Origin of the sequence: Mucilaginibacter sp. McL0603, from assembly GCF_049992945.1 — a bacterium.
In the GTDB taxonomy this organism is placed as follows: domain Bacteria; phylum Bacteroidota; class Bacteroidia; order Sphingobacteriales; family Sphingobacteriaceae; genus Mucilaginibacter.
In genome coordinates this window covers 453780-475915 of the sequence record NZ_CP188251.1, presented here as the reverse complement: position 1 = coordinate 475915, position 22136 = coordinate 453780, and the positions used below count along the sequence as shown (strand labels likewise).

Here is a 22136-nt window from a genome sequence, read left to right as displayed (position 1 = left end):
GTAACGATTTCATCAAGATCGTTGTCTTTTAGTCATGAAATTTATACCTGTACTATTTTTAACCTTATTCACACTGTTACAATTCAATTTTGCCAATGCACAAACTGCCGGCGGTAAAATTTCCGGATCTGTCTTAGATGATGCTAAAAAACCACTCGACGGTGCAACAGTGATTTTACTTACCGCAAAAGATTCCGCAGAAGTTAGCAAACAACTTGCTCACCTGGATGGCAGTTTCACATTTCAAAACTTAAAAGACAACACTTACCTATTAAGAGTGACCTATCTTGGTTATAAAGATTACCGTAGTGACCGTATAGTTGTTAGCCAGCAAAAGCCGGTTAATTTATCGCCATTTACTTTATCGTCAACCGGAAAAAAGTTGAATGAAGTAGCCGTAACCGCACAAAAATCGTATATCCAGCAAAAAATTGACCGCACCGTGGTTAATGTGGGCGCACTGATATCCAATACCGGCACTAATGCCCTGGAAGTACTGGAAAAAACGCCCGGTGTACAGGTAGATGCTGATGGCAATATTACTTTTAAAGGAAAAAGCGGCGTATTGGTGATGATTGATGATAAGCCGACTTATCTTTCAGCCGAAAACCTGGCTACTTACCTGCGTTCTTTACCATCGTCATCATTAGATCAGATAGAACTGATGGATAATCCACCAGCCAAATATGATGCCGCCGGAAATGCGGGCGTAATCAATATCAAGACAAAAAAAAATTCCGTTAGGGGATTTCACGCTGTGGTGTCGGCAGATTATGCGCAGGGGCATTATGGTCGTACCAGCGAAAGCATTAACCTCAATTATCGTATAAACAAAGTTAACCTGTTTGCTAACCTTGCTTATGATCAGGAACGAACTTTCAGAAGGCTTGAAATTGACCGGGATTATTTTGATACGAACGGAAACCTAACCTCATCGCTAAAGGATATTTCTTATTTCAGGCCGACAAACCATAATACCAATATTAAGGCTGGGATGGACTTTTTTGTATCGCCAAAAACTACATGGGGGATAGTATATACCGGTGATATATCACGTAGCAACGATAGCAGCCCGGTATACAGCTTATTATATGATAACAACGGTGTCCTGGATTCAACTGTTAATACCCTTAATACTTCTAAAAACAAATTTAACAGCAACGGTATCAACTTAAATTATACCCATAAGTTTGATAGCACCGGCAGGCAGCTCAACTTTGATCTGGATTATATCCACGACATAGCGGGTAGTAATCAGATGTTTGTAAATAATACTTATTTACCAGATGGCACTTTAACAAACTCGACGACCCTGAATGATAATTTGCCCTCTACTATCAATATTTACTCCGCCAAGGCTGATTACTCTCATCCGCTCAAAGGCAAGGCAAAGCTGGAGGCGGGCATTAAGAGCAGCTACGTAAATACCGATAACGCTGCCAATTACTATAACGTGATCGATGGTGTAAACACCATTGATTATAACAATACTAACCGGTTTTTATATAAAGAGAATATAAATGCTGCCTATATTAATTTTAATAAAAACTTCGGCCGGTTCTCATTACAAACAGGCTTGCGGGTAGAGAACACCAATGGTAACGGGCACCAGCTGGGTAATGTCGAAAAGGCCGATTCATCATTTGCTAATCATTATACAAATCTGTTTCCAACCGCATATTTTTCTTATAACCTGGATACAGCCGGGCATAATGTGCTGGTTCTTTCTTATGGTCGCCGTATAGGCCGACCGAATTATGGAAGTTTAAACCCTTTCACCTTTTTTGTGGACCAGTACACCTATTTTTCTGGCAACCCTTTCCTGAAATCGCAGTTTACGGATAATTATAAACTGGCCTATAGTTTCAGGAGCCTGTTTACTGTTGCGTTTGCCTATAATTATACAACGGATGTTCAGGGCGAGACCATTCACAGAGACGGCGACGTATTTATCAGCACCACCGGTAACATAGGGCAACAAAAAACATTGGATCTTTCTGTCAATACCAATTTTCAGCCTGCCAAATGGTGGTCGGTTAATCTATATGCCGAGGTCTATAAAAACACTTATCAGGGCGAATTTTACACCGGATACCTCAATCAGTCCCAATATACATTTTCGACGAATGGCAACAATCAGTTCACTATATCAAAGACATGGAACGCCGAATTAAGCGGGTTTTATGACAACGGTGGCACTTACGGTCAGTTTGTTATACTACCCAAAGGAATGCTTAATGCCGCTATTCAGAAAAAAATACTCGACAATAAGGGGTCAATTAAGTTAAGTGTACGGGACATTTTTCACACGTTTAGGCCAAGCGGCACTATTACCAATATTCAAGATGCTACCGCAACCTTCCATAACTATCTGGATACCCAGGTAGTAACCCTGGCATTTACCTATAGTTTCGGGAAGCTAACCAATGTGCCTCAAAAACGTGATACCGGCGGTGCAGACAGTGAACAAGGCAGAGCGCACTAATCACGTATCTGACAAATTACAAAAAGAACAATAATACTACTGTCGGTGCATAAAATGGGGGGGGTGGCACCAAAACAAAATCCTGCAATCATTTGATTTGCAGGATTTTGTTTATTTTGACAGATTATTCGCAGAGAGGGGTCCCAAAAGGGAAGATTAAAAAAGTAATCAGGCATACAAAAATCAGGCATTGAAAATGCTTGCTAAAATGAATAATTCACTGGCAGAATTTATTATTAAAACAAATTAAAGAACTATTTTTTCCCTGCTTTGGTTGCAGCCTCGATGATCAACTTAGCGATTTCTTCGGGATGTGATTCGAAAACAGAATGGCTGGCGCTTTGAATCTCAACCGTATTGCTGCCAGCCCTTTTGGCATACATGCGCTGCAGATCGGGACTAATGATCCGATCAGCCCCTGCCACCATGTACCAGCTGGGTTTTAGGCGCCAGGCCGGATTCATAGTAACGGCATGGAATACACCATCAGCGGTAAGCGTTTGGGCATTAGCCATAAATTCAGCCTTTTCTTTGGGCAGATCAGCGGCAAAATCCATATAAAAGTGAGCCGGATCGATATAATCAAAACCATTGGCCAATTTTTGCAGCGATTTATAAACTGGAGGGAAACGTTTACCATTGCCTGCCTCCGATTCTCCCTTATCCGGTGCATGCGCCGCAATGTATACCAGTCCGACTACGTGAGGGTTATTGCCAGCCCCGGTAATCAGTCCCCCGCCGTAGCTGTGTCCAACTAAAATACAAGGGCCGGTTTGCATATCAAGTACACGTTGCACTGCCGCAAGGTCTTCTTGAAAAGAGGTTAGCGGTTGCTGGACTACAGATACATGATAGCCCCTTTTTACAAGAATGTCATAAACAGGTTGCCAGCCCGAACCGTCAACGAATGCGCCATGCACCAGCACAATATTTTTTACCTGTCCTGCCCCTTGTCTGGTAGTAGCGGCTGATATAAGAATGAGATAAAGCGCCAGTCCGGCTGCGATCACCATACAGCTGACAGTTTGATTTAGAATTTTCATGAGCAATGGGATTTAATATTTAACTTCCTCAAACAATAACTGGCTGATAAAATTTGCACACAATTCATTCGAATCCACGCGCTCTATTTCTTCGGACAGCCTGGTCACATTTTCCTTGTACAGCTTATTACTCAGTACTTCTTCAACCGCATTGTGCAGGGCTTCAACTGTTGGGGTTTCTGTACGCAGATTGATCCCACAGTTGAAAAAACCGATCCGCGCACACACTTCGCTTTTGCCTTCATGCACACCGGCTGCTACCATCGGTAATTTATTTTTAATACTAAGCATGGTGCCGCCGTAACCGCCATTGGTGATATAGACGTCAGCGTAAGGCATTACCTGATCAAAAGGGATGAAATCTTCTATAATAATATTATCGGCAGCATATAGTATACCCAGCCTCGCTGTATCAAATCCGCCCGTAGTGGCAATAACCAGTGTGTCAGTATTTCTGAATGCCGCAAGCGTAGGTTCCAGTAACTTTTTAGTGTCCCGCTCTACGGTTCCCTGTGTTACCAGCAATATCTTTTTATATTTTTTCAAACGCTCATTGTACCAGGGGCTGGCTTTTTTTGTTGATTTATAAGGCATTAAACCACCTATAAACCGAATATTGTCCCCAAAGTCGCTGCGTTCATACTCAAATCCAGGGGTGCCTATTTGAAGGTGCAAGTCTGCTTGTACGATGAGCTGATCTAATAATATCGTTTTTTTATGAGCGATACCAAAACTCGTCAGGACTTCACTGAAGTAGTCGATTGATTGCTTAAACATGACGTTGTTAACCCGGTCATGCAGTTCCGCGTATTCTGCTTTTTCTTTGGGATTCATGGCCGGCGGCAGTGCCATCCCGTAAGGCGCCAGGTCCACTGAATTTGTTGCCAGCGGCATAACTCCGACAGCTATGACCGGAATTTTCATTTTACCCCTTACCAAAGGTATCGCGGGGAACAAACTATCAGCGATCATCAGATCAAAAGGGAAAGACTGATATATCGCCTGGATATCTTCGAGATATTCGCTGCCTCGTTTTGCGAAAATATGGAGCATATCATAGTCTAATTTCTCAACTGCATCTGCTATTAAGGCCCTTTCCGGAAGCACTTCGGCAACGTTGCCGCTATTAATATCCACCGCACGATCAAACGGATAGAATGGAATTTCAAGATCTTCCATCTTATCTGCATATATCTCAGAGGTATACCAGCGCACATCGCATCCGATGCTTTGAAGGTATTTGGCAAGGCCTGTTAACGGATTGACATGGCCGTCGGCGGGCACAGAAGCGAATAATATACTTTTGCCTGTCAGTTGTTGTTCCATAGAAGTATTCATGTTTTTTTTAATGTTAAGTAGTGGATTAATGATACAAAGGTCATTCAAAGGTTGTGAAGCTGAAATCACCAATATAGAGCGTTTGTATCCCCATACCGGGGGATAACGAACAGCACAAGGTTACGTGCCGCGTTAACCGGGCAGATGCACACAACGAAAAAAGCAGGGCCCGCCGGCCCCGCTTTTCATATTAACTTTTAACTAAAACTTAACTAACTCATGAATTTCTAATTCAATTCAGCCTCCAACTGATTCATTTTGTTTTTTTAAATATTCATTTTAGATATGCAAAAAAAATAAAATCCTTAACCAAAACCTATCCCTTAAATCGGGGTTGCTTTCACCTAAAACGGGGACTAAAGAAATTTATACCCCCGCTACACTTGTATCAAGCCTGATATTGCTGCCGGAAGCTTTGCGGTGAAGTGGAGGCCTGTTTGCTGAAAAGCCGGATAAAATAAGAGGTGTCATCATAACCAAGCTTATAGCCAATCTCTTTTACGCTTAGCCTGGTATGGACAAGCAGCCTTTTAGCCTCCAGGATGATGCGGTTTTTGATAATATCATTCGGTGTGGTTTCGGTGTAGCGGGTTACCCGCTTATTGAGGGCCTTGGGGCTGATGTTGAGCAAGTCGGCGTATTCAGCTACTGTATGGTACCGCGTATAGTGCCACTCGACCAACTGGCTGAAGTTCCTCGAGAATTCCACTTCCTTATGGGCTTCCCCGCCCGCCACCTGATGATCTTTTTTCCATATCCGGGTGGCTCGGATGATGATCAGCTTCAGGAAAATACGGAGCACTTCTTCCATTGAACTGTCTTCCATCTCCAATTCATTTTTGATGGCACCGATCAATCCTTCCATTTCCACCGAGATTTCTTCCGTCATAAAAATAACGGGGATTTCATAAATATTATGAAACAGGATACCGTCACAGGCAACTTCCTTATCATGGATCTCCACACAATAGAAGTCCCGGTTGTAATAAAGCATAGTTCCCCGGCAGCTGTCATCAAAGTGGTAATATTGACCAGCATTAATAAAGAATAAGGCATCCTGTTCCAGCTTATACTCCTTAAAGTCGATCACCGCCATTCCTCCCCGCTTTAAAAAAACGACTTTGATGAATGCACTGAAATCCTCCTGCGAAAGCAGGTCCGGAAGGTTGCCGTCAAAGTCGAAATAGCCGAACTGCTTAAAAGTGAATTGTCTAAAACGTCCCATAATTATGTTCTTTAGTTTGCTAAAATAGGATTATATATACAATTAGGGAAAAAAGTGCTATTCATGTCGAAAACAGTGCATTGAATGGCCCTGGCTGGCCGGGTACTTTTGACCTGTTCAATAATTAACAAGAATTAAACATTAATAATATGAAAAAATCATCTGCATTAAAAGCTTCAGCCCTCGGATTAGGACTGGCTTTAGGCGCACAAGCTAACGCACAAATCATTAACCCTGCACAGGATCCACAGATAGAAAGCCATGTAAAGGCTTTTTTAAACGCAGTCAATTCCGGTGGTGGTAAACCAATCGAACAATTATCACCTGCGGATGCCAGAACGGCATTAGCAGGATTGCAATCCTCTGTAAAAGTTGATTTGTCAGGCATCGCGGTTACCGAAAAGACCATTAACGCCGATGGCCGGTCGATCAGGATTAATATCGTTAAACCAGCTAACGCCAAAGGCACACTTCCGGTATTTATGTTCTTTCATGGTGGAGGCTGGGTATTGGGTGATTTTCCTACCCATGAGCGTTTTGTTCGGGATCTTGTGGTGGAGTCTGGTGCGGCTGCGGTATTTGTAAATTATACGCCATCGCCGGAAGCACATTACCCCGTTGCGATCAACCAGGCTTATGCAGCCACAAAATGGGTTGCTGAACATGGCAGCGAGATCGGCGTGGATGGCAAGCGCTTAGCGGTAGCCGGCAACAGCGTGGGCGGCAATATGGCTGCAGTGATTGCGCTGATGGCCAAAGAAAAGAAGGGACCGGAAATTAAACTGCAGGTACTTTTCTGGCCGGTAACCGATGCCAGTTTTGAAACTGGATCTTATAACCAGTTTGCCACCGGGCGTTTCCTGAGCAAGAACATGATGATCTGGTTCTGGGACAATTATACAACAGATGCCGATGAACGTGACCAGGTTTATGCTTCTCCACTGCGCGCTTCGGCTGCTCAACTAAAAGGCTTGCCACCCGCATTAGTGCAAACCGCTGAAAACGACGTACTGCGTGATGAAGGCGAAGCCTATGCGCGTAAGCTGGATGAGGCCGGCGTACCGGTTACTGCTACCCGTTACAATGGTATGATCCACGACTGGGGCTTACTTAATCCGCTGGCTGTAGTACCTGCCAGCCGCTCTGCCATGCTGCAGGCTGCGTCGGAACTGAAAAAAGCCCTGAAATAAAGAGATTTTCTTCGCAAAAAGAATCTATAAGGCCGCCCTTTTACGGGACGGCCTTATAGATTCTTTTTCCATTAATTACGCTGTGATCAGCCGTGAGGCAAACTCCGCTATCATCATGACCGGCGCCAGGAGATTGGTAATGGAGCGCAACAACAAGTACCTCTTCGATCGCCCTTCCTATTCAAGGCAGCCTGTCTTGTGATTGTTCAATCGCCGATAGGAGATAATACATCGTCTCATTAACCGGCGTGACTACTGAATACTTTTTACCAAGCTTTCTGACAGCGCCCGAAAAATTTTCAACTTCAGTTTTCCTTCCCGCCTCGACATCCTGCAACATAGAAGTTTTAAAAGCAGGATTTAACGCGTTTATTGTAGTAATAAAGTCTTCAATGTCTGCCTGGTTAAGATTAATTCCACATCGTTGTGAGATCTTTACCACCTCTTTTGCCGCCATAATCGCAAGTTCCCGGTGGGGCCCTTCCTTTTGGAACATATTAGCAGAAGCTTTTAATATGGCAGAAGCCTGATTTATGCCTGTATTCATCATAAATTTCTTCCACTGAGACCTGATCATATCCGCCGGTATTTCGTAAGGTATCCGTGCTTCTGAAAAAATCGCTTTCACATTATTTACGCGCGCCGACATATCTGAGTTTACTTTTTCGCCAAATACGATCTTACCCGTATGCATATATCCTTTACCCGTTGCACAACTTTGGTCCCGCATGACGCTTGCTGTTGAGTAGGCGTATAACATGTGCTGCATTCCGATTTCCTGACCAATGATCTCTTCGCTTAAAATGCCATTTAACAGTGAAATAATGACGGTATTCTTTCCAATAAAACCCTTTATATCTGTAATTGCCTGTCGGAGATCGGGATATTTTACTGCGATGATAAGAAGATCGGCCGGGTCATGTTTTTCCCCTGGTGAAATGTAATTAAAATTATAAGTTTTGTTATTAATGATGACTCCCGAGTGTTTAAAGGTCTCAATCCGTTTTTTTTTCGCTATAATTTTTATTGATTCCGGGAATCTGTCATACAGCTTTGCCGCGTAATTGCATCCAATTGCACCCAGCCCTATCAAATATATCCGGTTATTTCTATTTTCTTTCATGTGTCTCCTCTTCCACTTATTAAATGTTTGGCGATTGCGGTTTCGCTAAAACCAATTCTCATTTTTTTATTTCAAAACGCTGTTTACGACAGTATATAATACTGAAAGGCTAATACTGAAAGGCGCAAGTTCGACAAATCAATAACAGTCGTAAATCCCCAAATCCGGGGATTATATAATATGGACAGGACACTAGTGTCGTGTCAATTAAGAACTGACGTTCAGTCCTGAGTCGAAAGTTTTAAGTTCTAAGTAAGGGAATGGGAAAAATTCGACTTACGACTAAAGACTGTTGACTTAACACTAGCTTGTGTTCGCTATCAGGAAAATTGACATTAACGGTTAATGAATTAATCCGCTCAAAGTGTTTCGGAATGGCTTGTTTTTAGCTCCGAACGGGGTGATCAAAGGCTCCAGAAGACCTGGTAGCCGGCGACCCGTGTCATGAGTTGCATGAACAGCATAAGGGCGCTAAGAGTTTGCTTTACTCATACACCCTTTATGCCATTTTTGAATAATGTTATTTCTATTTAGCTATTGCGGTCTGGCTTGCGGCCTCAGTAATTAGTTTGGCAACTTCAATAGGATGTGATTCATAAACAGAATGACTTGCCCCGTCGACTTCTACCGTGTGACTGTTGGCTCGCTTGGCGTACATCCGTTCCAGGTCAGGATTAATAATGCGGTCAGATTTGGCGACCATATACCAGCTTGGTTTTGATCTCCAGGCAGGATTTTGGATTACCGCATGAAACACTCCGTCTGCGGTCAGCGTTTGTGCATGAGCGGCAAATTCAGCTATTGCTTCAGGCAGGTCAGCAGCAAAATCAGCATGGAAATGCTCAGGATTGATATAGTCAAAGCCGTCTGCGGTTTTTTGAAGTGATTTATAGGCAGGTGGATACAGTTTCCCGTTGGCTGCTTCGTTCTCACCTTTATCCGGAGCGTGCGCGGCAATATATACCAGGCCTGCAACATGCGGATCATTGCCGGCCTCTGTTATAATGGCACCTCCATAACTATGCGCCACTAAAATGCAGGGCCCGTCCTGCAGGGCCAAAATTCGTTTAACGGCATTTACGTCATCAGTAAACGTGGTCAGTGGCTGTTGCACGATACTAACGTGATAGCCTTTTTTTACTAAAATATCATAAACAGGTTTCCAGCCGGAACCATCTACAAAAGCCCCATGCACCAGGACAATATTTTTAACACCGGATGGTTGCTGTTGTTGTGCTTCGGCCACAGCAAAGTTTAATATCAATGCGAAAAATAGACTGATTTTCGATAGCCTGTTGATGATGTTGATTAACTTTTTCATATTTATAAAGATTATGTTATTAAAATTCATGGTTGCCTGTGCTTTTGCAACAGGTGGATATACATTTAATTAGATTTTTAGGCCCCCAAAAATGCTGGCCATCATGATAGCCAGAACGGTGAGCGTTATCCAGATATATAATTTGTCTTTTTCAATAATGAAGCCTACAAGGGAAAAAGCGATCCGTAAAATAGGCGTGATGATAAGCGCCACTACACCCAGCTCAATAACTCCTTTTGCATTGGCGGTGTATACGCCTTTAAAAATTTCGCCCAGGCTTGTGTACCCGGCTTTGGTTCCGATAAATGAATGGTAATGAGGAACAGCCAGGGCTCCGAACTGTTTAAGATATATCAATCCGCCGATGAGCACGATCAAGCTGGCGATGATCACACCAAATCTTAGTTGTAATCCGATGAGCCGCTCGATATCCTGATCTGCCGCAGTTTTTTTTGAAATTATATTTTTCATTTTCAAATGATTTATTAAAATTGATGTTGATAACCGTTATAGATCATTTCGAGGGCGACGAATGAAATGGCCAGGCAAAAAATATACTTCAACACTTTCGGATCAAGCCTGGTAAGTAATTTGGAGCCTGTGAATGCGCCCGCAAGTACCCCTAACACAACGGGAAAGGCAATGCCGGCGTCCATATAACCCCTTTGAAGGTAAATTACGGCACTGGCCGCCGCTGTAACACCGATCATGAAGTTACTGGTTGTAGTGCTAACCTTAAACGGAATATGCATGGTGGAATCCATGGCCAGCACCTTTAATGCCCCCGAGCCGATCCCAAGCAGGCCGGAAAGCACACCCGCAAGTGCCATAATGGAAAATCCCGCCCCGACGTTTTTTAGCTGATAAGCTACCTCACCATCTTTGGCAGGATAGGTACTGTTCAGTTTCAATTTTAACGCCGCGCCACTTCCGGTGGTCAGTACCTCCTGGTTTTTTTTCCGGATGGTCATATAAGCGGAGAATAAAAGAATAGCACCAAATAAAATGGCAATTGTATTGGTCGGGGTGTAAACAGCGATCACTGCTCCGCCAACGGCACCGATTGTTGTGGCAATTTCAAGGAACATACCAAGGCGGATATTGGTGATACCTTCTTTGACATAAGCGCTGGCCGCACCGGAAGAATTGGCAATCGCCGCCAGCAGTGCGGCGCCGATTGCATACCGTATATCGACATGAAAAACAAGGGTTAACAGTGGTATAACAACAACTCCGCCGCCCAAGCCGGTGAGCGAACCGATCAAGCCGGCAAGATAGGCGCCGCAAAGTAATATCAGGGTGAATGTTAGAATAGTCATCGTTTTAATAATTATTGTCCAGAATAAATTTGATAATGTCCAGCGCCTGCTTTCTTTTTTTGCCCTTGATCGCTTTGTACAAGTCCTCGTGCAAATGATGGCTCATTGCAAAATGGCCGATGCCCTGCAATTCGCGCTGTGAAAAAAATGAGCGTATGGTTTGGGTGAAATGTTGATAAAGATTAAATAAAACCTTATTTGATGAAGCTTTGGCAATTGCCACATGGAACGCTACGTCCGCATTTGTGCATTGCTGCCGGTCTTCGTCGGTTATAGCTTGTTTGCGAAGTGCAAGCTGCTGTTCCATTTCTTGCAGTTGCTCTTTAGTATGGTGCTCGACTGCCAGCTTGACAATTTCTTCCTCAAGCAGTTTCCTTACGGTGTTGATTTCGTCAAAGTCGGCGTTCTTCAAACGCTCATCTATCGTTTGGGATGGGCTTTCTTCATTTACAATCGTGCCGTTCCCTTGTTGTACTCTTACAATACCCGCCATTGACAGGCTTTTAATCGCTTCCCTGATCGTAGAGCGCCCAACCGAATAGGTTTCCATTAACTCCTTTTCCGTAGGTATTTTTTCCCCTGCCTTGTACTTTTTATTCAGAATATCCTGCCGGATGCGGGCGCTGATTTGATCTGATAGTCTTTCGCTTTTCATACTGCATTATTTTATAACTCAAAGGTATGACCTTTTAAATAAAGGTCATACCTTTAAATGGCATTATGACATTCTCATTACTTAGCCACAACTAAAGCCTGGCAACTCAATTTGCTGTAAAAAGGAAAGGTTGTCTTCCAGGTGCCGGTCTTCATAGATCCGGCCGTTTTTGATATGCAAAATATCTATTGCAAAAAGGAAATGGGGTTTTATAATCTAAAGAATATACCCAATAGGGAAGGTGCCCCCGTTAACGATTAGGTTAATCATCTGTATGCTTGATAAAAGAGAAATAGTGTGGCTTGCCACTAGTGTCGTGTCAATTAAGAACTGACGTTTAGTCCTGAGTCTAAAGTCTTGAGTTCTAAGTAAGGGAATGCATAAAATTCGACTTACGACTAAAGACTGTTGACCTGACACTAGTAATGGAGTCCGTTTCAGGCAGAATTGCCTTTATTATAATGAAGAGCGCCTTATACTGTTTAAACTATATTTTGATTAATGGCTTTTGCAACTACTTCAGTTAGGGACGCCACATGCAATTTTTCGTAAATTTTTTTGATATGGCTTCGTACAGTTTCATAGCTGATATTCAACTCATAGCCGATCATTTTATAACTCAGGCCGTTAACAACGGCGCTCAATACTTCTTTCTCACGGGCTGTAAGATTATATTCTTCTAATGGCTGTTGGCGCTTGCCCGGGTAACTATGCTGCAGCATGTTTAATACCCTTCGCGCAATTGAAGGGCTCATGGGTGAACCGCCGGTTTGCAGATCCTTAATTGCATCGATCAGCGAAGTATTTAACTGGTTCTTTAAGATATAACCCGAGGCACCGGCGCAAATGGAGTCAAAAACACGCTCATCGTCTTCAAACACTGTTTGAATCAGGATCTGGATGTGCGGAAACTCTTTGGTCAAAAGCTTAACCGCTTCAATGCCGTTAACTCCGGGCATTTCAAGATCCATCAAAATCAAGTCAGGCCTTGAAGTCAGCACATTTTCAACGCAGTGCTGCGCTGTGCTAAAATTGCCCACCACCTCAAAATCCGGATCAGTGTTTAGTAACAGGATAATGCTGTTACGGATATTTTTGTTATCATCAAATATGGCTATTCTGATACTCATCTGTTGTGTCTTTTTTGTAATTAAGGGTATTCTGTTACTTTACATATGTTAAAAGCCGCTGAACATTAAACTTATATGAGTTCCTTTATAAACCTCACTTTTTATTTTCAATTTGGCATTCAGCTCTTTGGCCCGTGACTTGATATTAGCTAAGCCGTTGCCTCCGCGTGTTACCGGCGCAGACACTTCCTCATATTTAAGCGGGGGGGCAAAGCCAACGCCGTCATCCTGTATCAGCACATCAATATTGTTATTACTTAACCTGATGTCAACTGTTAAATTTTTGCAGCCCGAATGTTTTATAGCGTTATTGATAGACTCTTTAAGTATCAGGAAAAAGTTTTTCCTGACAGCCATTTCAAGCGTGAGCTTTAGTACCTTACTATCGCAGTTGAATTTAAACTGAATGTTTTGTGCCAGGCACAATGGCTGGGCATATGACTGTATCTTTTGTACAATATTATTCATATGATCATTCTTCGGATTGATGGCCCAAACAATGTCAGACATTTCGGTTATGGTTTCATTGGCCGTTTCGCCAATGGTATTCAGCAATTCTTTTAGCTTGTCTTCGTTTTGTTGTTGCTGATAAATTTTAGCCACCTTGCTATAAATGGATATGCTGCTTAAGGTAGAGCCGATATGATCATGCAAATCCTGCGCTATTCCGTTTCTGATAGACTGGCGTTTAAGATACTCGTTAAGCCTGAAGCGGTAAAGCATATAAATAACAGGTACAATAATGAGGAACAGCAAGGCATAAAACCACCACTCCAGCCAAAACGGAGGGCTTATGATAATTATAACAGAAGAATATTTTTCAACCATGTTACCCTTCCAGTTGCAAGCCCTTACCTTAAACAGGTACTTACCGCCGGGCAGGTTTGAATAGCTGACAAAGTTACGCCTGTCGGCATCAACCCAACCCTTATCAAACCCTGCCAGCATATAATCATAGTGTATATGGTTGCTGCTGTACTCCGGCGCCGAAAACTCCAGCGAAAAGTAATTCTGTTCGTGATTTAATTTGATGGTTTTATTTTCAAGCAGCTGATTATAGGAGGTATTGAATATCTTAAAATCGGTGAAATATACATCAGGATCGTTCTTTATTTTGCTGATACTCCCCGGACTAAATGAAATGTAGAAATTAACTCCTCCGGCATAAAAATTGCCGTTTGTATCCTTATAAATATAGCCCTTAATGCCCCCGTTATGTTTCAGGCTTGGCAGGTCATAACAACTATATATTTTTTTTAAAGGATTGTACTCGTGCATATGACCATCACATATCATCCAAACATTTCCGTGCGTATCTGCCTGCATGCCCTCGGTTAAATTGCTTGATTCCCTGATGTGTATAAACTTGCCGGAGCCCTTGTTAAAATAATCGAGCCCGCCACCATAGGTGCTTACCCACAGGTTACCCGTTTTATCTTCCTCCATGTCAAAAACATCATTGCTGCTTATGGATGAATTATCGGCCAGGTCATTGGTAAAGTACTTTATGGGCATATTGCTCTGCTGCCAGGCGCCCAGGCCAAACTTATCTGTAGCCAGCCACAAACCGCCTTTTTTGTCTTTATAAAATTTCTTGACCAGGTTGTCTTTTATATTTAATTTCCCGATGATCTTTTTTACCGAATCAACGTGCGATACCCACTTATTCCTGGCAAGGTCGTAATAGGTTATATACTGCCCATAAGGCGAAACTACCAGCACCGGGTGAGTATCAATCGTATCCCTGACTATAGATACGATCCTGGAGTTCACAAGCCTTTTCATTACCCTGTCTGATGTCGTATTGGGCAAAAGCGATAGCTGGTTGGTTTGCAGGTTATACTTAAATAAAGTGTAGTCGGTCCCTAAATAAGTCGTTTTATCCTTATCAATAAAAAATTTGGTAACAGCAAGGGAATGCCCGTTATAAACCAGTTTGCGGTGTTCATAAATATTGCTGCCTTGTTGTTTGATATAGATACCATCGCTGGTGGCTATCCAGAGATTATCATCCCCGTCGCGATAAAAATCATAAACGGTAATATCTTTCCCGTCCGGACTTTTAGGCAGAAAATATTGTTGGAAGGGCGAATAAACGGGGTCATGTATACTCACCCCATTATCGGTACCTATCCAAACAATACCAGTCCGGTCAGTAAAAACAACATTTACATGGTTATTAATTAATGAACCATCCCTGGCACTATGCTGGTAGCTGCTAAATTTATGCGAAGCACGATCATAAACAGCCACGCCGGAGCTTTGGGTGGCTATCCATACTTTCCTCCGGTTATCTTCAGTAAACGATACTACTTCATCGTTAGGCGCTCCGGTTGCCGACGGCTGATATACTTTTTCGTTATGTGTTATTGGTTCATAACTATATAATGCCTTGTCCAGGGTGCCGTACCACACGGTGTTGCTGCCATCTTTAAAAATAGACGTGACAGGGGTATGAGCCGATTTTTTTAATAAATTATTACAGCAGTTGCTAAATTTATATTGCAGCGTGCGTGTATTGATTTTTAATAAGCCCCCGTCAGATCTGCCAACCCATAAGGTATCCCTATCTGCCATGGCTAATGACAGGATACCGGCATTGCCATTTTTCACAGGCAGATCAAAATTACCGCTTTGTTTATTAAACCTTACTACAAAGCTGTTGGTAGTGGCCAGCCACAAATTGCCGGTTTCATCCTCGACAATTTTGCTGATGTGGCTTTCGGGCAGGCCTGCGGCAGCACGCGCATTGTATTTATACTGTTTAAATTGCCTTGACGCGGGCAAATGATAGTTATATCGTGTTAGTCCGCCATCAGCAGTAGCTATCCAGATGATGCCGCTTTTATCTTCATGCAAATCGGTAATAATATTTCCGGAAATACTGGAGGTATCATTAGGCTGGCTTCTAAAGACAGTAAAAAAGCGGCCATCATAACGATTTAAACCATTTTCAGTACCAAACCATAAAAAGCCACGCTTATCCTGCATAATACAATTGACTTTATCGTGCGACAGGCCATTTTCTGTTCCAATATTTCTAAAAAATGGCCTGTCAGCCTGGGCCTGAGCTACACTGTTGCAAAAAATAGTAGTCAGCAACGATAAACAAACACTGAAGATATTAATCTTGTTCAGAACGGATTCGGCAAGATACCTCATTAGCATAGGTGCATTTATTATAGATAGTTTTTACGCTATCACGTAATCGTGACCTGGAACGTTGCCTGCACTTTAATTATTATTATATTAAGCTTTAATTATTAATATATTACATTAATTTGAAGGAGCCGCAACTGTAGTGGTATTTTCAACCGGCCATGCACCAGGACCGACACTAACCCCTTTATTGCTTCCTTTTACACCGCCGTCGGCACCAAAGTAATACATTGGCCAGCCTTTGAAGGTTAATTGAGGTTTACCAAAAACAGTGATACTTCCAAACATTGATTTATCTAAAATGGAAGGGACGTTTAACACTTTTGAAACTTGATTGATAGGCCAAACACTGTCATTGCTAAAGTCAGATTTAGTATAAGTATTCGAATCGGCTTTATCTTTTATAAAGCTATACAACGTTCTGCCATAGTCATCAGTAATATATTGCACAATTTCTGCCCCTGGTTTATACTGGCTGTTATAAGCAACACCATCGGCACCGGTTAGCTGTTCGTTGGCTAACATTACCGTGTAATCGGGTTTTGAAACAAACCAGGTTTTGCCGATGCCGTCACCGTTGGTATCACCGGCCTTATTATCGCCAGCGTAATAATACAGCGGCCAGCCTTTATAGGTGGTTTGTTTGCTATTGTCTGCACGGGTTATAACGCCAAAATCTGTGCTTTTAAGGCCGGTACCCAATGCCGGGGCGGGATCATAAAAAACCGGCCATGTTACGGCACAGTTACCGTTACAATTTGATTGGGCAGCAGCATCAACTGCAAAAGAATATAGCGTGCGACCAGTTTTATCCGTTAAAATGCTTCCGAATTTTGAATTATTAGCCAATTGCACGGTTGCTGTACCCGCCGGAGTATTATAAGCATTATCATTGTTTTTTGAACAGGATGCCAGGCCGACTACAAGGGCCAGTATTGCACTTGCTTTAATAAAGTTGATTTTCATAATTGATTTTTAAAAATTGTTTTGTTAATGTTTTATAAAACTATTTACCGGCCGGCCCGATAACTTTTCTGTCATGATTGATCGCAAAGTTTTTTATTTGTTAAGTGCCGCAAACCGGTTAATAATTTTAACATTGCAAATTTGCCTCGCATCCGGTTCTTTTGTTGCTACCGATACTGGTGAAAGGGCTACACCACTTTTGGGGATACGGTAAAATGAATAACTCTGCCGGCTGTGTTTATTTGCTTGACTTAGCCGCTTATTAATCAACGGTTTGCCATTCCAGATCCTGTATAGCATTCGTTGATCAAATTGCCGAAGAATACGACGGGAGTGATTAACTCAAAACGGTTATTGTAATAAGATACAAACCATGTTCGTTTCAATAGGCAGTATTTATTATCAAACACATCTATTAATATGTATACCATTAAAATCATGAAGAAATATCTCTTTTTAGCAGCAGTATTAACCCTGTTATTTTATTGCAATTACCCAGCCCACGCTCAGAGCGTACCACCGGCGGCTGACACCACATTGCAAAACAGCCGTAAAAAAATTGACCGGATTGATAAACAACTCATTGAACTGATAGGCGAAAGAGAAAAAATAGTAAAAGAAATCGGCATATATAAAGCGAAAAATAATATCGCTCCTTTACAAGCAGCCCGCTTTCAGGAAGTCTTAAACCAAGCTATTGCAGCGGGCGAAAAGGAAGGTTTATCTGCAGAATTCGTAACTGAATTACTAAATGCCATTCACAAGGAAAGCCTGCGAATTGAAGAGGATATCAAGAAAAATCAATAATGATGAAAAACTTATTTAATTCATATCGTTCGTAACCTTGCTGCCAGGCGGGTCTTCGGACAAATTTTTAGCCCTGTTCACTGGAGGTACAGGGCTAAAAAATCAGTAAAACCCAGCCTGTAATATTCGATCAGATCAATCTAAACCTGAACGATCATTTTCCCAGTATTTTTCCCCTGGAAAAGCCCAATAAAAGCTTCAGGAAGCTTTTCAAAACCATTGATCGTGGTTTCGGAATAATGCAAATCCCCACTATTTATCCAGGCAGCCAGTTGTTTAACACCTTCGGGAAACCTTGGCGCAAAGTCAGCTATAAGAAATCCGTGGATGCTTAAAAATTTATATACAACCAGGGGCAAAAGGCTCGGACCGGTCGGTATTGAAGCATCATTATAATTCGATATTGCACCACAGGCAATAATTCTTCCATAACTATTGATATTGGCGATAACTGCATCCGAGATATTGCCGCCCACATTGTCAAAATAAATATCTACCCCTGCAGGACATAGCGTAGCAATTTCCGACGGGAGATCGGCAGCCGAGTTATAATTAATTGCCCCAATGTAAAGAATGAGATTTATTGACTTAAAATCCGAATTCATGCGGTGCTCTAAAGCACACAAAATGGTCAAATAATCCCCGAATTGGGGGATTGCACTAATACGATAAAAAACAAATGTTTACGAACATTTATAAATATCAAAACTATGAAAAACTCTTTTTGGCTTTTCGGGTCACATCATTATGTTATTACCGATCCTCACTACCCTAATTTGGAGTATGACCAGGTTGAAAAAAGATCAAAACCCGGAGTAAAAACACCGCCGCATATACATGGCGGTTATACCGAACTGGTATACGTTATCGAAGGGCAAATGACCGTTCACACTAAAGAAGAATCAATTACTTTAAACAGTGGTCAGCATTTTTTTATCCCAAAAGGAATGCCGCATTCGCTGGAAGCAACGCAAAAACAAGGTATTACCAGAACGCTTCAAACATTTGCCCCAGCCGGATTTGGGTCACTATTGACCCAATTTGGAACCGCCGGTGCTGAGAATATACCACCCGTTGAATCTATTGACATGGAGCAGTTTGCAAAGGTTTCCGGCGAAATCGGCGATATTACTTTAGGACCTCCGGGCAGCAGCCTCTGATTATTGTTATAAAGCTATTGGATGCTAATAAGGGGTGGACTATTGATCAGTCCAGCTTTTAAATATAAACCCGAAACCTAAATTAACATGTGTTATTTATCTTTAAGACAAGCTATATATTAGTGGGTTTCTTTAAAAAAACCTTACAGCACCACGCAATATTAATTTATTTTAAAGCCCGGTAAACATTTCAGTTTACCGGGCTTAACGCAGCTCGGGGTGCTACTCTTTATATTAGTTTTTCAGGTTCAACATAGTTGTTACCGGTTAACGTTCTGCTTTTTCCCGGCCAGCCATTGATCTACTGACAGTAGTCCTGGTCCTGAACACATCAGTGCAACGAGCGCTGCGATATACAGGAGATTGATCTCATAACCCGGAGGTCCAAAAATGGGGCCACTTGCAGTTAAGCCGATGGTTTTTACAGAACTATACCCGAATTTTAATTGGATGGTAACCATGGCCACCAGCATAGTACCGATCAAAGGTATGGCTGCAATAACGGTTATCGTTCCAATAAAAATGGCCATTCCGCCCAGTATCTCAATAGCAGGTACTAAATACGCATTAACATGCGGCAGAGGGACGCCAGTCAGTACCAATAGCTTTTCGAATCCGGCAGTACCTCTGCTCAATTTGGCCCAGCCATGGGCCATAAAGCCAAAACCAACTGCTAAACGTAAAAATAAAGGGGCCAGTTGCTGATAATTTTTACCAGCTATAGACAATATGTTGTTCTTCATCGTTTTAATTTTTAATGAAATATAGATAATGACTTTGCCGGAATTGATAACATGCACAAGTGTTTATCAACTCCCGTCAAATTAAGACATTTTAATATGTTGAAATGAGTAAAAGCACCTTAACAGGAACTTCAAAGGGTAATCTTTTAGAATAAATATCAGATGCGCAATACTTTATTTCTGAGATAAATGGGAACCTGATTTGAGCTGATCACAGCAATATCCTGATACCGAATGGCCATCTTTTGCAGGTCGACAATGCTTGTGCAAAAAATCAATATACCAACGGCTATAAAAGCCAAGGGGTTGGCATTTGAAATATGTGCCAGAACAGGCGTTAATTTATCGGGACCGGACTCCTGACAAATATGATAGGTAAATGTTTTTATTTCGCCGATCTTTTTATGCTGAGCAGTTTGTGGCGCGCGTCCCAGAGCAGAAAATAAAGAATCCCTCACGGGGCAATAACCAAAGATCAAAAAAATGAGTATGAACAAAAGGATGGCAGATGGCTTAAAGAAATGGCGAATCTTTTCAGATGCTATCATACTCAAAATGTTCTTTAACCTTGGGTTGATTTATTCTTTTCAAAGCTAAAAGATTTGGGGCAAAAGCTAATAGTACAATTTCAGATTTGTGTAAAATTATCAAGATTTATTGAATAGCTATGACGATCTAATTGTTCAATTTCGGGGCAATCAGGGGCATTTTTCGTACCTTTAACGATGTTAAATCTTCCCCCCGCAAGACGTCCAAAATTCAAAGAAGCATTACGTTTTTGGTTTAAATTAGGTTGGATTAGCTTTGGCGGAACCGCCGGACATATTGCCATAATGCATGATTTTTTAGTAGATAAAAAGAAGTGGATCAGCAACAGCCGTTTTTTTCACGCCCTCAGTCTCTGCATGTTGTTGCCGGGGCCGGAAGCGCAGCAATTATCGATCTATATCGGGCAGCAATTACATGGGAAAAAAGGCGGTATAGCCGCAGGAATCCTATTTGTGCTACCCTCGATGTTTATCCTGCTAGCTTTGAGTATCGTCTACGTCTCCTATGGCAACCTGCCCTGGATCTATTCCTTATTTAACGGACTGAAGCCCGCGGTCATTGCCCTGATTATTGTCGCACTCTTTCGTGTTGGAAAAAAATCCTTGCAAAGCCCGCTGCATTGCGCTATTGCAGGGCTTGCATTTATCTGTATTTTCTTTTTCAATATTTCTCTGCTATTGATCATTATCGGAACCATAATCATTGCCGTTCTTCTGCATTATATAAATCCGCGATCATTGCTTAGAGACCAGGACACAAGCGAACAGGAATTGGCCGATGAAAAGAGTTATTTCATCAACCAAATATCTGCAAGCCAAACAGAAAAGTTCAGTTGGAAAAACATGGTAATTCAGCTTGTTGTATTTTTTGTTCTGTGGTTGATGCCCTTTGTTTGCTGTTTGATTTTTCTTCCTGACAGGCCATTTTGGAAAAACCTTATCCTGTTTTTTACCCAAACTGCGTTCTTTACCTTTGGCGGGTCCTATACGGTTTTACCCTATGTTGCCCAGTTCGCTGTAGGGAAGTTTGCCTGGTTGTCTAAAATGCAAATGGTCGACGGTTTTGCCTTAGCCGAAACAACTCCTGGGCCGTTAATTATCGTAGTTGGATTTGTGGGTTTTATGTCGGGCTTCAACCATTTTCATGAATCCATATTGATGGGTACGGTCGCATTACTGACCACTGTTTTTTATACTTTTTTGCCCTGTTTCCTTTATATTTTTGCCGGTGGCCCCCTCATTGAAAAATCCCACGGAAGCCAGACTATCAGCTCTGTGCTCAAACTGGTCTCAGCCGCAGTCGTGGGAGTAATTTTTAATCTGACGATCTATCTCGGTAAAGACGTTATATTTCCCGGCGGGGTTGCAATAGCACATTTGGATCTCATTTCATTGGCCTGGATATTGGTCTCGCTATTCCTTTTGGTCCGCCTTAACCTTAATGCGATTTACCTGATATTCCTTAGTTTATGTGTTGGTTTTTTGAGGTTCATTGCTGGTATTTGATTAACAGATTTGTGATTCTTTCATCCTCCAATCTTTTTTACGCCGACATCCACCTGTCAATAGCGGTCCGATGAAACATGAATGAACCATGTTGAAACTTCGTTTTGTATTGGAGCCTTTCTCTTTTGTGTTTTTACTTTCCGGTAATAATCAGTACCATTTGGTTTGGGAAACATCAGATACCGAAGAGGCGACCTATATATGACACATTGAAAAGTCTATTTACGAACTTGAACGGAGTATAAAGCAGATGCGTGTATTAAGATTGTTGTATCAAGAACTTTGTCCTGCTGAGCGTTGGTCATACCTGCTGCAAAGTTCTTACAACGGTTTTTATTTTTTTTTGTAAGGATTGGAAAGCTCTTTCGACCAAGACGATATTATAAGGAGAAACTTATTAATCCACCACTTTTAGTGC

General features: G+C 42.0%; 19 protein-coding genes. 5 read left to right on the top strand and 14 right to left on the bottom strand.

The genetic code is table 11. The features are described from left to right. The first annotated feature begins 34 nt into the window (after positions 1–34). Positions 35–2485: a TonB-dependent receptor domain-containing protein gene (locus ACPPVU_RS02315; RefSeq protein WP_426670080.1), complete on the top strand. Its 2451-nt coding sequence runs from the start codon at positions 35–37 to the stop codon at positions 2483–2485. A 254-nt stretch (positions 2486–2739) separates the two neighbouring features. Here the strand turns inward: ACPPVU_RS02315 and ACPPVU_RS02310 are convergent, their stop codons facing one another. The 3 genes from ACPPVU_RS02310 to ACPPVU_RS02300 all read right to left on the bottom strand — a co-directional run bounded on the left by ACPPVU_RS02310 (position 2740) and on the right by ACPPVU_RS02300 (position 6091). After that, positions 2740–3528 (bottom strand): alpha/beta hydrolase, encoded by a 789-nt coding sequence (locus ACPPVU_RS02310; RefSeq protein ID WP_426670079.1) that lies wholly within the window; start codon positions 3526–3528, stop codon positions 2740–2742. 12 nt (positions 3529–3540) lie between these two features. Beyond that, on the bottom strand, positions 3541–4854 hold the full coding sequence (locus ACPPVU_RS02305; protein ID WP_426670078.1) for a glycosyltransferase: 1314 nt from the start codon (positions 4852–4854) through the stop codon (positions 3541–3543). 400 nt (positions 4855–5254) lie between these two features. Continuing rightward, positions 5255–6091 (bottom strand): helix-turn-helix domain-containing protein, encoded by an 837-nt coding sequence (locus ACPPVU_RS02300; RefSeq protein WP_426670077.1) that lies wholly within the window; start codon positions 6089–6091, stop codon positions 5255–5257. Positions 6092–6240: 149 nt separating this feature from the next. On the opposite strand from ACPPVU_RS02300, the gene ACPPVU_RS02295 reads away from it, so the two are divergent. Then, the gene (locus tag ACPPVU_RS02295) at positions 6241–7281 is read left to right on the top strand and encodes an alpha/beta hydrolase (RefSeq protein ID WP_426670076.1); all 1041 of its coding nucleotides are present in this window, start codon (positions 6241–6243) and stop codon (positions 7279–7281) included. Between the two features lie 181 nt (positions 7282–7462). Here the strand turns inward: ACPPVU_RS02295 and ACPPVU_RS02290 are convergent, their stop codons facing one another. From ACPPVU_RS02290 to ACPPVU_RS02255, 8 genes are all read right to left on the bottom strand, one after another. Then, positions 7463–8404, bottom strand: a complete 942-nt coding sequence (locus ACPPVU_RS02290; RefSeq protein WP_426670075.1) for a ketopantoate reductase family protein — start codon at positions 8402–8404, stop codon at positions 7463–7465. A 526-nt stretch (positions 8405–8930) separates the two neighbouring features. Then, on the bottom strand, positions 8931–9725 hold the full coding sequence (locus ACPPVU_RS02285; protein WP_426670074.1) for an alpha/beta hydrolase: 795 nt from the start codon (positions 9723–9725) through the stop codon (positions 8931–8933). Between the two features lie 69 nt (positions 9726–9794). Next, positions 9795–10196: a DUF1634 domain-containing protein gene (locus ACPPVU_RS02280; protein ID WP_426670073.1), complete on the bottom strand. Its 402-nt coding sequence runs from the start codon at positions 10194–10196 to the stop codon at positions 9795–9797. A gap of 14 nt (positions 10197–10210) precedes the next feature. Continuing rightward, complete coding sequence (locus tag ACPPVU_RS02275; RefSeq protein WP_426670072.1) at positions 10211–11044, bottom strand: sulfite exporter TauE/SafE family protein; 834 nt, start codon at positions 11042–11044, stop codon at positions 10211–10213. 4 nt (positions 11045–11048) lie between these two features. Beyond that, a complete protein-coding gene (locus tag ACPPVU_RS02270) occupies positions 11049–11699 on the bottom strand; it encodes a FadR/GntR family transcriptional regulator (protein ID WP_426670071.1) in 651 nt (216 codons plus the stop codon). A 482-nt stretch (positions 11700–12181) separates the two neighbouring features. Continuing rightward, positions 12182–12829: a response regulator gene (locus ACPPVU_RS02265; protein WP_426670070.1), complete on the bottom strand. Its 648-nt coding sequence runs from the start codon at positions 12827–12829 to the stop codon at positions 12182–12184. A 48-nt stretch (positions 12830–12877) separates the two neighbouring features. After that, positions 12878–15991: a sensor histidine kinase gene (locus ACPPVU_RS02260; protein ID WP_426670069.1), complete on the bottom strand. Its 3114-nt coding sequence runs from the start codon at positions 15989–15991 to the stop codon at positions 12878–12880. A gap of 114 nt (positions 15992–16105) precedes the next feature. Continuing rightward, a complete protein-coding gene (locus ACPPVU_RS02255) occupies positions 16106–16954 on the bottom strand; it encodes a hypothetical protein (RefSeq protein WP_426670068.1) in 849 nt (282 codons plus the stop codon). Positions 16955–17392: 438 nt separating this feature from the next. On the opposite strand from ACPPVU_RS02255, the gene ACPPVU_RS02250 reads away from it, so the two are divergent. Continuing rightward, positions 17393–17761 carry a chorismate mutase gene (locus tag ACPPVU_RS02250; protein ID WP_426670067.1) on the top strand — a complete coding sequence of 123 codons (369 nt, stop codon included), beginning with the start codon at positions 17393–17395 and terminating at the stop codon, positions 17759–17761. Positions 17762–17901: 140 nt separating this feature from the next. On the opposite strand, the gene ACPPVU_RS02245 is transcribed toward ACPPVU_RS02250, so the two are convergent. After that, positions 17902–18366, bottom strand: coding sequence for a zinc-binding dehydrogenase (locus ACPPVU_RS02245; protein WP_426670066.1), 465 nt, complete (start codon positions 18364–18366; stop codon positions 17902–17904). Between the two features lie 105 nt (positions 18367–18471). On the opposite strand from ACPPVU_RS02245, the gene ACPPVU_RS02240 reads away from it, so the two are divergent. Continuing rightward, on the top strand, positions 18472–18921 hold the full coding sequence (locus tag ACPPVU_RS02240; RefSeq protein WP_426670065.1) for a cupin domain-containing protein: 450 nt from the start codon (positions 18472–18474) through the stop codon (positions 18919–18921). A 260-nt stretch (positions 18922–19181) separates the two neighbouring features. Here the strand turns inward: ACPPVU_RS02240 and ACPPVU_RS02235 are convergent, their stop codons facing one another. Beyond that, complete coding sequence (locus ACPPVU_RS02235) at positions 19182–19664, bottom strand: DoxX family protein (protein ID WP_426670064.1); 483 nt, start codon at positions 19662–19664, stop codon at positions 19182–19184. A gap of 158 nt (positions 19665–19822) precedes the next feature. After that, positions 19823–20212 (bottom strand): hypothetical protein, encoded by a 390-nt coding sequence (locus tag ACPPVU_RS02230; RefSeq protein ID WP_426670063.1) that lies wholly within the window; start codon positions 20210–20212, stop codon positions 19823–19825. 177 nt (positions 20213–20389) lie between these two features. Between ACPPVU_RS02230 and chrA the strand changes: the two genes are divergently transcribed. Beyond that, positions 20390–21718, top strand: coding sequence for a chromate efflux transporter (gene chrA, locus ACPPVU_RS02225; protein WP_426670062.1), 1329 nt, complete (start codon positions 20390–20392; stop codon positions 21716–21718). Positions 21719–22136 lie beyond the last annotated feature (418 nt).